At 42.6% G+C, this 13,399-nt stretch carries 11 protein-coding genes; 10 read left to right on the top strand and 1 reads right to left on the bottom strand.

Annotated elements, in window-relative coordinates; all coding sequences use genetic code 11:
- Nucleotides 1-140: 140 nt before the first annotated feature.
- Nucleotides 141-2,279, bottom strand: a complete 2,139-nt coding sequence (locus NYP65_RS01975; protein WP_473410531.1) for a M13 family metallopeptidase — start codon at nt 2,277-2,279, stop codon at nt 141-143.
- 92 nt (nt 2,280-2,371) lie between these two features.
- On the opposite strand from NYP65_RS01975, the gene map reads away from it, so the two are divergent.
- The 10 genes from map to NYP65_RS01925 all read left to right on the top strand — a co-directional run bounded on the left by map (nt 2,372) and on the right by NYP65_RS01925 (nt 13,393).
- Nucleotides 2,372-3,145 (top strand): type I methionyl aminopeptidase, encoded by a 774-nt coding sequence (map, locus tag NYP65_RS01970; RefSeq protein WP_004132877.1) that lies wholly within the window; start codon nt 2,372-2,374, stop codon nt 3,143-3,145.
- A gap of 93 nt (nt 3,146-3,238) precedes the next feature.
- Nucleotides 3,239-4,360: a peptide chain release factor 2 gene (gene prfB / locus NYP65_RS01965; protein ID WP_473410530.1), complete on the top strand. Its 1,122-nt coding sequence runs from the start codon at nt 3,239-3,241 to the stop codon at nt 4,358-4,360.
- Between the two features lie 111 nt (nt 4,361-4,471).
- A complete protein-coding gene (gene ftsE, locus NYP65_RS01960) occupies nt 4,472-5,785 on the top strand; it encodes a cell division ATP-binding protein FtsE (protein ID WP_473410529.1) in 1,314 nt (437 codons plus the stop codon).
- Complete coding sequence (ftsX, locus tag NYP65_RS01955; protein ID WP_004130639.1) at nt 5,785-6,708, top strand: permease-like cell division protein FtsX; 924 nt, start codon at nt 5,785-5,787, stop codon at nt 6,706-6,708. The genes ftsE and ftsX overlap by 1 nt, the downstream gene beginning before the upstream one ends.
- 205 nt (nt 6,709-6,913) lie before the next feature.
- Entirely contained in the window at nt 6,914-8,230 is a 1,317-nt protein-coding gene (locus NYP65_RS01950) for a CHAP domain-containing protein (RefSeq protein ID WP_223293473.1), read from the top strand.
- A 53-nt stretch (nt 8,231-8,283) separates the two neighbouring features.
- Nucleotides 8,284-8,772, top strand: a complete 489-nt coding sequence (gene smpB / locus NYP65_RS01945) for an SsrA-binding protein SmpB (protein WP_004130644.1) — start codon at nt 8,284-8,286, stop codon at nt 8,770-8,772.
- Between the two features lie 453 nt (nt 8,773-9,225).
- Entirely contained in the window at nt 9,226-10,152 is a 927-nt protein-coding gene (locus NYP65_RS01940; protein WP_116689603.1) for an ABC transporter substrate-binding protein, read from the top strand.
- Between the two features lie 129 nt (nt 10,153-10,281).
- Entirely contained in the window at nt 10,282-11,277 is a 996-nt protein-coding gene (locus NYP65_RS01935) for an amino acid ABC transporter permease (RefSeq protein WP_275883736.1), read from the top strand.
- A gap of 83 nt (nt 11,278-11,360) precedes the next feature.
- Nucleotides 11,361-12,197, top strand: a complete 837-nt coding sequence (locus tag NYP65_RS01930; protein ID WP_004132865.1) for an amino acid ABC transporter ATP-binding protein — start codon at nt 11,361-11,363, stop codon at nt 12,195-12,197.
- Between the two features lie 230 nt (nt 12,198-12,427).
- On the top strand, nt 12,428-13,393 hold the full coding sequence (locus NYP65_RS01925) for an ABC transporter substrate-binding protein (protein ID WP_004130648.1): 966 nt from the start codon (nt 12,428-12,430) through the stop codon (nt 13,391-13,393).
- Nucleotides 13,394-13,399 lie beyond the last annotated feature (6 nt).

Below are 13,399 nucleotides of genomic sequence, written 5' to 3'. Positions count from 1 at the left end.
CAGATAGTTGAGTAGCACAGATGTTAAATAGCGCATATAGTTAACTTAATACAAAAAAGCCTGCTTACGCATTAAACGTTTGCAGGCTTTTTGTTTATATTATTTGTTTATATTATTTGCGACTTACAAAATGTTGCGATTTACCAAATGTGTACGCGCTTAGCAGGGTCGAGCCACATCTCGTCGCCTTCTTTAACGTCGAATGCGTTGTAGAACAAGTCAACGTTGCGCGCAATGCCGTTAGTGCGGCACTCTGCAGGGGAGTGTGGGTCGATTTGAAGGTATTGCTCCGCAATCTCGTTACGAGACTTTGAACGCCACACAAGCGCGTAGCTTAAGAAGAATCGTTGCAAAGCAGTGAAGCCATCTACCTTAGGAGCGTTAAGCAAAGTTTCGCGAATTGCATCGTCACTTCCGTCAATCTCTTGACCATTGCTCTTTTGCAAAGCAAAAGCGTACGCTTTAAGCGCAATAGTTACGCCGCTTAAATCGCCAATATTTTCGCCGATTGTTAAAGCGCCATTTACGTGAGGCATTGCATTGCGCTCTTCTTTGCTCTTTAAGTGAGAATACTTAACAATAAGCTGCGTTGGCGTAAAAGCATTGTATTGCTCAATAAGCGCTTTAGTGCGCTCAGTGAAGTTGGTTTTGTCTTCTTCAGTCCACCAATTGTTAAGCACGCCGTCGCCATCGTATTCGCAACCTTGATCGTCAAAACCGTGGCCGATTTCGTGGCCAATTACTGCACCAATAGCGCCGTAATTTGCTGCGTCTGGAGCGCTTGGGCTAAAGAATGGCGGTTGCAAAATCGCAGCTGGGAACACGATTACGTTAAGCAGTGGATCGTAGTAAGCGTTTACGGTTTGCGGAGTCATCTGCCACTCTTCGCGATCCACAGGTTCTCCAGCTTTTGCAGTATACCTACCAAACACAAATCGAGAAACTTCGCGCATATTCTCAATTAAGCCAGCGTCTTCCTTAATATTTAGAGCAGAGTAGTCAATCCAATGGTTTGTATAACCAATATTTGGCTCAAACTTGCTAAGCTTTTCCAAAGCCTTTGCCTTAGTTTCCTCGCCAAGCCAGCTGCTGTTAGAAATCGATACGCGGTATGCGTTAATAAGATTGCTAACTAAGCCTTCCATGTACTTTTTAGAAGACTCAGGGAAGTGCAAGCGCACATATTCGCGGCCAACTTCTTCGCCGCAAGCATCGTCAACAACTCCGATTGCGCGCTTCCAGCGGTCGCGTGGCTTGGTGGCGCCAGAAAGCACTTTGCCGTAGAAGTCGAATCGCGCTTGTGCAAAGTCCTCGCTTAACATGCTTGCCCAGCACAAAATCACGTGCACGCGTGCCCAAAGCTTTAGATCTTCTAAGTCGGCTTCTTGCCAAATCTTATTCAATCCTTCTATAAAGCTTGGCTCGTGAACTACTACTTTGCTAAAAGCTTTACGAAAATCTATTGGCTGATTCTTTGCTTCTTCCGAGTTATCGTAAGATTTTTGAGCAGCATCTAAGAAGGCGTCAAGATTTAACGCTTCAAGCGTTTTTGCCAAATCCGCATAATCGTAAGGATTATAAGTTTTTTGAGAATCGCGTGTTGCTACATTATCCCAATGGTTGCTTGCGATTTGTGTTTCAACCTTCAAGAAACGTTCCGATTGCTCGCTTGTAGTAGTGGCATCTCCGTAACCAGCTAATCGCAGCAACTTTGCTACCATTTTTACGTATTCAGCGCGAATCGGAGCGTAATTATCTTCGCGATAGTATGCTTCGTCTGGCAAGCCCAATCCAGCCTGCTCAATGTGCATAATATTCGTCTTAGGGTCTTTAGGGTCTCCGCATACGCCAAAAGCAAACATTGCATTTGGACCGCCGTAAGGAGTAAGAGAAGCAATAGTGCGAACTAAGTCTTCTTTGCTGCTGGCTGCATCAACAGCGTCTAAATCGCTCTTAATTGGCGTAATTCCAGCTTTTTCAATAGATGCAGTATCTAAATAGTTACGGTATAAGATTCGCGACTTTTTGGCTGGGCAATCTTCGCTTTCTAAAATATCTCGAATTTGCGTTTCTGCATCTTCTGCAAGCTTGTAGAAAGCACCAAACATTGGTTTGTCTTCTGGAAGAGTGTAAGTGTCAATCCAAGGACCGTTTACGTAGCGGAATAAATCGTCTTGTGGTCGAATAACCGAAGAGAAGGAAGCTGGGTCAAAATTTACAGCAGAAATTTCCTTCTGCGATTCCTCATTATTGTTATTATTTTCATTGTTATTAGGCATGTGCCTAGATTACAAGTATTAAGCGACATCATTAGCTAGTATTTTTCGCCATATTTTGTGCTATTTTCGTGCCTGCGCGTTAGTCTTAAATCATGATTGAACTTAAAACTCCATCCGAGATTGAAGCTATGAAGCCTGCGGGTCGCTTCGTTGGTAGTATTCTTAAAGATTTACAAGCAATGACAAAAGTTGGAACAAATCTTCTTGAGATTGATGACTTTGTTCGCCAACGCATTATGAGCCGTAAAGGTGCATCTTCTTGCTATGTTGATTACGCTCCTGATTTTGGAACTGGTCCTTTTGCGCACTACATTTGCACTTCTGTAAACGATGCTGTTCTTCATGGCGTTCCTTTTGATTACAACCTTAAAGACGGCGATTTGCTAACGCTTGACTTAGCGATTAACGTTGACGGATGGGTTGGAGATTCTGCTATTAGCTTTGTTGTTGGAAAGCATGCAGATCCAGAAGATTTGCGCTTGATTAAGTGCACGGAGGAAGCGCTGGAAGCTGGCATTAACATGGCTCAGCCTGGCAACCGTCTTGGGGATATTTCTGCAGCTGTTGGATGCGTTGCTCACGAGTATGGTTACAGCGTAAATCTTGAGTTTGGCGGCCACGGAGTTGGCCATATTATGCATGGCGATCCGCACGTTCCTAACGATGGCACAGCGCATCACGGCTACAAGCTTCGCCCAGGCTTGGTTATTGCGATTGAGCCATGGTTCTTAAAGACTACTGACGAGATTTATCAAGATCCAAAAGACGGTTGGACTCTTCGATCTGCTGACGGTTCGCGCGGTGCTCATAGCGAGCATACGATTGCAATTACAGAGAATGGTCCAGAGATTTTGACTGTTCGCTAAACTTTTAATAGTAATTGTGTAAAGCGTTAAATAGCGTTAAATAGTAATTGCGTAAAACGAACATAATAAAACATAAAGAGGTACTTTAAGTAAATGGCGGAATTTGATTTTGCTCAAGCGCTAAATGATGTTGAAGCAAAGTATTCTTCGATTTCTAAAGCAATAGATATTGATTCGCTTAAGTCTACGATTGCAGATTTAGAAAAGCAAGCTGCAGAGCCTGGACTTTGGGATGATTCTGAGCATGCTCAGCAAGTTACAAGTAAGCTCTCTGCAGCTCAGTCTCAATTAAAGCGTTTGCAAGCTGTTGAGCAGAGCATTGAAGATACTAAAACTTTGATTGAGCTTGGGCAAGAAGAAGGCGATGCCGATTCTATGAGCGAGGCTCAAGAGGAGCTTGGCTCTATTGCGCACGAGCTTGACGATATGGAAGTGCAGACTCTTCTTGACGGCGAATACGACGCTCGTGCAGCTGTAGTTACTATTAGATCGGGCGCTGGCGGCGTGGATGCTGCTGATTTTGCGCAAATGCTTCTTAGAATGTACTTGCGCTGGGCAGAGCGAAATGGCTACAAAACTAAGATGATGGACACGTCTTATGCGGAAGAAGCTGGTATTAAATCTGCGACTTTCCAAGTGGATGCTCCATACGCGTATGGTCGTCTTTCTGTAGAAGGCGGCACTCACAGAATGGTTCGTATATCTCCATTCGATAATCAAGGCAGGCGTCAAACTGGCTTTAGTGCCGTGGAAGTAATCCCACTTGTTGAAGCTACGGATCATATTGATATTCCAGATTCAGACATTCGCGTAGATACTTTCCAAGCGTCTGGTCCTGGCGGACAAGGCGTAAATACTACGTATTCTGCTGTTCGTATTACCCATTTGCCTACTGGTTTGGTTGTTTCTATGCAAGATGAGCGCAGCCAGATTCAGAACCGTGCCGCTGCAATGGCAGTTTTGCAATCGCGTTTGCTTGTGTTAAAGCATGCGGAAGAAGCAGCGAAAAAGAAGGAGCTTGCTGGAGATATTAAGGCAAGTTGGGGAGACCAAATGCGCTCCTACGTTCTTCACCCGTACCAGATGGTAAAGGATTTGCGCACAGGCTACGAAACTTCGCAAACTCAAGCTGTTTTTGACGGAGATATTGACGGTTTCATTGAAGCTGGCATTCGATGGAGGCACGAGCAGCGAGTTGCTGCAAAGCGCGGATAATTGCGTCTAGGTTGTTTTGACTTAGCGTAAAGCGCCTAAAATCAAAAACAATCTATAAGATAGTAAAAAGTAAAGAATATCGTTCAATAGTTCGTAAAGGAAAATGCAGATATGTCTCTGATTTCGCTAGAACATGTGTCGAAGATTTATCCTAAGGGCACGCGTCCTGCTTTGGACGATATTTCTTTAGACGTTGATCGCGGCGACTTTGTGTTTCTTGTGGGTGCTTCTGGGTCTGGTAAGACAACGCTTTTGAGTTTGCTTTTGCGAGAAGAAGAAGCCACAAAAGGCGAGATTCACGTTGCTGGCAATGACTTGAGGCGACTGGTAAATCGCCAGGTTCCGCAGTATAGAAGGTCGCTCGGCTTTATTTTTCAGGATTATAAGCTGCTTAATAATAAAACTGTGTATCAAAATGTGGCTTTTGCACTAGAGGTTATTGGCACGAGCCGCTCTACGATTAAGTCGCTTGTTCCGCGAGTTTTGGAAACAGTTGGTTTAACTGGCAAGGAGAATAATTATCCGCACGAGCTTTCGGGTGGTGAAGCTCAGCGAGTTGCCATTGCGCGCGCGTACGTTAATCATCCGCAAATTCTTCTTGCAGACGAGCCTACTGGAAACTTGGATCCTACAACTTCGCTTGGAATTATGGAAGTTTTGGACGCCATTAATCGCACGGGTACTACGATTGTTATGGCTACGCACAATGAGGAAATTGTTAACTCTATGCGAAAGCGCGTTGTGGAGCTTCATTCTGGTCATATTGTGCGAGATGAGCGCGAGGGTTCTTACGATTCTGCGCTTTACTTCCCAGACGCAGATGTTGAGCAAAAGTCGAAAGCTCAACAAGCTGTAGAAGGAGACTCCATTAGTGCTGCTGTTGCTGATTCTAAGGGCGATTCTAAGAGCGGTTCAAATGGCGGTTCAAATGGCGGTTCAAATGGCGAATCTAGCTCAAATGCTAATAGTCAATCGTCTATAAATGCAAATGGTTTTGATGAGTCGCAAGAAAATTATCGTTTTATGTCTAAACGTGCAAAGCGTGCAGTTCAAGCAAAAAAGGCAATGGATGCTGTTGCTCAAACTTTGCAAAATGGGTCCGAAAATAATGAGGGCATTGCTCGTCTTGCGCAATCTGTTCATTCTGGCAGAACGGGTAGATATGGCGAGGTTTTTCAGCCTTTAGAAACAACTATGACTTGGGGGCGTGGGCTTTCGATTCCGCCTGCTCCTCCTGCAAAAAAGTCAGAAGATAAGGGTGATGCCAGTAGCGTTGATGGGTCGAATGAAACAAGCTCTAATAGCAAAGCTAGCGATAGTAAAGCGAATAAAAGCGAAGCGAATAAAACAGAAGTGAATAAAAGCGAAGCGAATAAAACAGAAGTGAATAATAGCGAAAATCTTAAGAACGAAGGAGACGAGTAATGCGATTGCGATTCATATTCTCCGAAACGTGGATTAGTTTACGCAGAAACGTTTCTATGATTATTTCGGTAATGCTCGTTACCTTCATATCGTTCTTGTTTATAGGCGCATCTGTTCTTATGCAAGCACAAATCACAAAAGCTAAGGGCGATTGGTACGACAAAGTAGAAGTGGTTGCGTGGCTTTGCCCAGATGGCACGAGTCAGGCAGCGTCTTGCGCTTCTGGAAAAGCTCCAACAAAGAGCGAAATCGTAAAGTTAGAAAACATTATTAACCAAGAACTTGGCTCAGACGTTTCAAACATAACTTACGTTAGCAGAAGTGAGTTTTATAAAAACACTTTTCTTAAGCAATATCCTAATGGCTTATATCAAGGCCGCACTTTAACGGCTGCAGATATGCAAGATTCCTTGCGACTAAAGCTTACAAATCCAACAAAATATCAAGTTGTTTCCGAGGTTCTTTCTGGTCGTGAAGGCGTAGAAGAAGTTGTGGATCAAAGGCAGATTTTTGACCCCGTGTTTAGTGTTTTGAATCACGCAACAGCTGTGACTATTGTGCTTGCTGCAGTTATGGTTGTTGTAGCGATTATGCTTACAGGCACTACGATTCGCATGTCTGCGGCTTCTAGAAAGCAAGAGACGGAGATTATGCGACTTGTTGGTGCTTCTAATTGGACTATTCGCATGCCGTTTATTTTAGAGGGAGCGTTTGCCTCTCTTATAGGCTCTTTGCTATCGGGTTGCGCGCTAAGTGTTGTTGTTAAAGTGTTTATTACGGATTGGCTCGCACAAAACGTTCGTTGGATGCCGTTTGTTAATCAAGCAACTGTTTGGATGACTGTTCCAGCGTTGGTTATTGGAGCTGTTTTGCTTTCAATAATCGCCTCTGCGTTTGCTTTGAGACGATATTTGCAAGCGTAAATTGTCTTAAATATAAATATAAGTGATATAAAACTTAAGATTGGTTTGAAACGCTTACGGTTAATAAGATTTTTAATGTATAATTCGCATTAGTGCTTGTAAAGGTTGAAAGGAAAGCAAGTTGGGTAGAAAGTTTGAAAGCAAAGGATGCTATTTTTACTATTCTAAACGCGTTGTTACTAGCGTGATTGCGCTAGGCGTTCTTATGCTTTCTGCATTTACTATTCTACTTGCGTATACTCCTTTGCGTGCGAATGCTGTAACAATGCAAGATTACAACAGAAAAGTGCAAAGTAATGCGGCTCTTAGAAAGCAATTGGCTGGAGTTAGTAAGCAGCTTGCAGATAAGATTTTAGAGCTTAATGATATTAACGAGCATCAAATTCCAAACCAGATTCGAGCAGCTCAACAGGCTCAAGATCAAGCGCAACAAGCAATGAGTCTTGTTGAATCAACAAATCAACGTTTGCAATCTGCTCAAAAAGATAAGCGTGATTTGGAAGAAAAGATTAAAAAAACTGGCGAAGATTTTGACGACGCAAAGGCTGCTGTGGCTCAGCTTGCGCGAAAAAGTTTCCACGGTTCAAACGCTTCTAATGTAATGGCTATGGTAACCAATTCAACAACTACCGAGCAATTTGTTGGAAAACTTCAATCGGAAGCTGCTGTTGTTCGTAGTGAGGCGAATGCTGCTAACGATGCTGCTGTTACTTTGAACAACTCAATGAATAGGCGTCAGCGTTTGGCTGCTATAGAAGATGAGATTCAAAAATTAAAGCAAAAAGCTCAAGACCAGGCACAAAGCGCGCAAGCTGCAGCAAAAGCTGCTGTAGATAAGCAGCGTTCTTTGCAAAATTTGCGAGACCAGGGAAGTGTTCTTAGAAAGCAGTTGGAAAGTCAAAAGAACAGTCTTACGTCTCGTACTGCTCGTGAGGCTGCAGAAATCGTTGCGTTAAAGTCTCAAATCGACGCTCAAGCTAGGGCTTTGGCTGCGTCTGCTGCAGCTCGCATGAATCCAAATGCTAATCGCCAACAAATGCGTGGTGGTGGCTGGAGTGCGCCTTATTTGCCTGCGTTGCCTCTTTCTAATGGTGCTGCAAGTGGTATGAATTACTCAGTTCCTGGCAATTGCCCTGCTGGTTCTGGTAATTGCTACGGACATAATACTGGTAATACTGCTGGAGGTTCTGCATACCCTGCTCGCCAGTGCACGCTTTGGGCATATTTGCGTAGGTCGCAGCTTGGTTTGCCTGTTGGATCATTTATGGGAAACGGCGCAGAGTGGGCAAATTCTGGGCGCAGACTCGGTTATCTTGTAAATCGCACTCCACACGTTGGTGCCGTTATGGTGTTTTCTAGAGGTGCTGCTGGTTCCGACCCTACGTACGGCCATGTTGCTGTTGTTGAGCGTGTAAATTCCGATGGCTCCGTGCTTATATCCGAAGGCGGTGTTGGGTTTGCAACTTTCCCGTCTTATAGGACTATCAGCAATGCTGGAAACTATGAGTACGTTCACTATTAATTTTTAATTTTTATGATTTGATTTAGGTATGACTCGATTTAGGTTGGTGTAGTTTGGATAAGAAACCTGGTTCAGATGGTACTTTAACTGTTGCGAGGAATAAGAAAGCTAATCACGACTATGCGATTGAAGATTGCTACGAAGCAGGTATTGCGCTTACTGGAACCGAAGTTAAGTCTTTACGAGAAGGTCGAGCTTCTTTAGCTGAAGCGTTTGTAAATATTGATAGACGTGGTGAGATTTGGCTAGAAGGTGCAAATATTCCAGAGTATCTAAATGGAACGTGGAATAATCATGCTCCTAAGCGCAAGCGCAAGTTACTTCTTCATGCTGTTCAAATTGCTAAGCTTTCTAGGCAGATTGAAGCTAAAGGTTATACGATTGTGCCTTTGAGGATTTATTTTAAGGGCAGCTACGCTAAAGTTGAGATTGCTTTGGCGCGAGGCAAAAAAGAGTACGATAAGCGACAAGCGTTGCGCGAGGAACAAGATAAGCGCGAGGCTTTGCGCGCTATGCGATACAAGAATATGCAATCTAGGTGATTTGCTGTATTGCGCGACAACCTGCCTTTTCGCTTAGAGCGTAGCGCGAAAAGGTAATTCGGAGCGCTGAGCTTGCTTAAGGTTGAAAGCACACTGTGCTTTCAACGCAAGCGAGGACGTTAGCGCGCTTAGACCGCGCTAACGATACGTTTCATCCGCTGCGAAAAATCTCGAATCTCTACATCGCTTAGTGTAATCGTACAATTTTGTAGTGTGTCTATAAACGACACGCCGTATATTATTCATTTTTACGAATAATATACGGTTTTGTGATTTTATAATTCGTTATTTTTTGCTGATTTTTAGCATATGCATGTATGGCAATTTATGAATATTCAGTTTTTGTATTTTAATAATCGCAATTTAGTAGCGATATCGTGTATAGTTATGCATATCACTGTAAATTATAAGTTATTTATTCTTTAAGACTGAAGGATTGAACAGGAGAAGAAAATGCTTAAGTCAAATAAGATTTTTATGTTCGCTAAGCCAATTGCTGCAATTGCAACGCTTGCATTGATTGGATGCACATGCGCATGCGGACCTGCTGATTCTAAAGCAGCAGATCCAGATGTGGCACGCAGCTACGATGTAAGCAAAGTTCAAAAAGACGAAGAGATTGCAAAGCTTGTTCCAGAAAGCGTTGCAAAAACTGGCGAACTAACTGTTGGCGTAAATGTTAGCTATGCTCCTGCAGAATTCTTTGCTGCCGATGGCAAAACCCCAGTCGGCTACGAAATCGACTTTTCTAAAGCGCTAGCAAAGTTGATGGGCTTAAAGGCCAAGATTATGCATGCTCAGTTTGATTCCATTATTCCAGCAATCGGAAGCAAGTATAACGTTGGAATCTCTGGCTTTACAGTCAACGCTGAACGTATGAAGTCCGTTGATTTTGTAACGTACGCAAACGCTGGTTTATCTTTTGAAGTTCGTAAAGGCAATCCGACTAAGGTGGATCCAAAGAATCTTTGCGGTAAAAAAGTTACATTAGAAACTGGCACTGTTGGCGAGCCAATCATGGAAGAAGCCAAAAAGCAATGCAAGGCGAATAACAATAAGCCGCTAGAAATCTTAAGCTTTAAGGATCAAACAGATGCCACTACAGCTTTGCTTTCTGGCCGCGCAGATGTTATGTATGCCGATACTCCTGTTGCTGGATACGCTGCAATAAAGAATAGCGGAAAGCTAGAGATTCTAGAAAGCAGCAACGACGCTGAGCCAATGGGTGCAGCCGTTAAGAAGGGCGATGCTAAAATGCTAAAGCTTATTAAGGCTGCAATCGATAAGCTTATGAAGAATGGTGTTTACAAAGACATTCTAAAGAAGTGGGGCGTTGAAAACGTTGCCATTAAGGAATCGCAAGTAAACCCAGAAGTATGATCTTAAAGTTGGCGTGCGTTTACAGTTACTGCATAAGTAAAATCGCACGCCAATTTTTGTATTTAATCTATAGTGATTGCTAGTTAGTAATTTGCATATGTTGCAACCAAAAGCCTTTATGGAGAAAGTATGTTTAACAGTTTAAATAAAAAGCCTTTGCAAAATTCGCAAGGGAACGAGCGCATTTTGCCAGTTAAAAATCCTGGACCAATCGTAGCTGGCATAATCGTAGCTATAATCGCATGCTCGCTGCTTTATTCTATAGTCACAAATCCGCGATTTGAGTGGGATGTTGTTGGAATTTATCTTATAAGCAATAACGTTCTTGCTGGTATTGGTTGGACTTTGTTGTTGACTTTGCTTTCTATGGTTATTGCGATTGTTTTGGCTGTTTGTTTGGCTATGATGCGTAAGAGTGTTAATCCTGTTTTGCGTGGTGTTAGCTGGTTCTTTATTTGGTTTTTCCGTGGTACGCCTGTTTATACGCAGCTTGTTTTTTGGGGTATGTTTGCGGTTCTTGTTCCTAAGTTGAGTTTGGGTATTCCGTTTACGTCTGTTGAGTTTTTCTCGATTGATTCTAATGTTGTTATGACTTCTTTGAATGCTGCTGTTATTGGTTTGTCTCTTAATGAGGCTGCGTATTTGTCGGAGATTGTTCGTGCTGGCTTGGAGGCTGTGGATGCTGGTCAGGTTGAGGCTGCTCAGGCTTTGGGTATGGGTAGGTCTTTGACTATGCGTAGGGTTGTTTTGCCTCAGGCTATGCGTATTATTGTTCCGCCTTTGGGTAATGAGACTATTGGTATGCTTAAGACTACGTCTTTGGTTTTGGCTGTTCCTTTTACTTTGGAGCTTCAGTTTGCTACTAATGCTGTTGCTAATCGTATTTATAAGCCGATTCCTCTTCTTATTGTTGCTAGTGTTTGGTATTTGGTGATTACGTCTGTTTTGATGGTTTTGCAGGTTATGTTAGAAAAGCATTTTGGCAAAGGATTCGAAGCAAAAGACATTGTAAACAATAAGCAAATCAACTCGAATGCTGCAAAGCGTGGAGATAAGGCCATTAAAGCTGCTAGCGATGCAGTAAATGGTCGCAATAATGCAACAATGCTTGGATTTAACGCATAGTTGTATTGATTGCATAATGCATGCATAAATAAGTGCATTATAAATGATAAAATTCCATTAGTTTTTATTAGATTTGAGGAAAAATGACAAATAATCTAACACTTACAGAGCAAGACGTACAAGACGTGCAAAATCAGAATAATAATAATGATATTCCAGCAGTCGTTATAAGCGATTTGCATAAGAGCTTTGGCGATTTGCAAGTTCTTAAGGGCATTAATATGACTGTTAAGCCAGGAAGTGTAACAGTTATACTCGGTCCTTCGGGAAGTGGAAAGTCAACTTTGCTGCGATTAGTGAACCAGCTTGAAACAATCACATCTGGAAAAATTACGATTTACGGCGAGCGCATTGGCGTAAAAACTGTTGTTCGTAAGGGTAAAGAAGCTTTGCAAGCGTTAAACGATAAAGAGATTGCATCGCAGCGCGCAAAGCTTGGAATGGTGTTTCAGCGTTTTAATTTGTTCCCGCATATGACTGCTATTGAAAACGTTATGGAAGCGCCAGTTCACGTTTTGCATATGGACAAAATTGCAGCGCACGATTTAGCGGTTAAAGAGCTTGAGCGCGTTGGAATGGCAGACCGCGTAGATCATTATCCTTCGCAACTTTCGGGCGGCCAGCAGCAGCGAGTGGCTATTGCTCGCGCGCTTGCTATGAAGCCAGAAATAATGCTTTTTGATGAGCCTACGTCTGCGCTAGACCCAGAGCTTGTTGGAGAAGTGCTTAATGTTATGCGCGACTTGGCAAACGATGGAATGACAATGATTGTTGTAACTCACGAGATTGGTTTTGCTCGAGAAGTTGCAGATCAAGTTGTGTTTATGGACGGCGGAAAAGTTGTTGAATTTGGAACGTCTGGGATTATTGATAATCCTCAAACTGAAAGGTTCAAGGATTTTCTGCACAACGTTTTGTAAGCATAACATATAAATGTAAATACGTAAAAATTAAAGTATTTTGTGTAAAATCATGAATAATTTATGGCTGTGGTGTTTGCTGCAGCCTTTTTATTTTGATTAGTATTATTATTCAAACAATTTTACGTAAAGAATATCTTGCGCAATGTTTAGCGTGTTTGTGTAATAACAAACATAGTGTAAAGTTGTTCATTGTTTGAATATTCCATCCAATTTATTCGGAGATTAGTATGAGTGATGCATGTTCTTCATGCGAATCAAACTCGCATAGTAAGAACGGCGTTCGTGTATCTCGTTGGCTAAGATTTGTTGCTGCGTTTACGTCGCTATCTTTACTAGGATTTTCTAGTGCTTGCGGAACAAGCGATGCGGTTGGGCCAGATCCTCTTTTAGCTCGCAGCTACGACGTTAATCGTATTAAAAAAGATAAAAGTATTGCTGCAATGTTGCCAAAAAAGCTTGTTGAAAGTGGCGAGCTTGTAATGGGTACTAATGTTGGATATGCGCCAGCAGGATTTTATGCTAGAGATGGAAAAACGGTTGTAGGCTACGAAATAGACTTAAACAAAGCGCTAGCAAAATTGATGGGATTAAAGCTTCGCATTGTTCACGCGCCATTTGACGCGATTTTGCCATCTGTTGGAAGCAAATTCGATATTGGAGTTTCGGGATTTACAGTTAGCAAAGAGCGAGAAAAGTCGGTTGATTTTGTAACGTACGCGGATGCTGGTTTGCTTTTTGTTGTTAGAAAAGGCAATCCAACAAATGTGAATCTTAACGACTTATGCGGTAAAAAAGTCTCTGTGCAAGTTGGAACAACAAGCGAAACTCAAATGTATGACGCAAGAGATGTTTGTAAGGTAAGTCGCAAAGCGCCATTAGACGTTCTTGCGTTTAGAGAGCAAACGGATGCTACGACTGCAGTGGTTGCAGGCCGCGCAGATGTTATGTATGCAGATACTCCTGTTTCTAGTTTTGCGATTGAGCAAACGGACGGCCAGTTGGAGCCATTGGGTAAAAGCCGCGATAAAGCTCTTATGGGCATTATTGCTCAAAAAGGAGATGCTCAGCTTGTAGAAGCAATAAAAGCTGGTATTGAAAAGCTAATACAAACGGGCGCGTATCAAGAAATAATGAAGGCGTGGGGTGTTGAAGACGTTATGATTAAGCACCCAGAAGTAAATCCAAAAGTGTGATTCCTG

This window comes from Gardnerella sp. c12Ub_1, from assembly GCF_055804375.1.
Note: the sequence above shows the minus strand (reverse complement) of the source record. Positions and strands in the feature narration are given on the sequence as shown.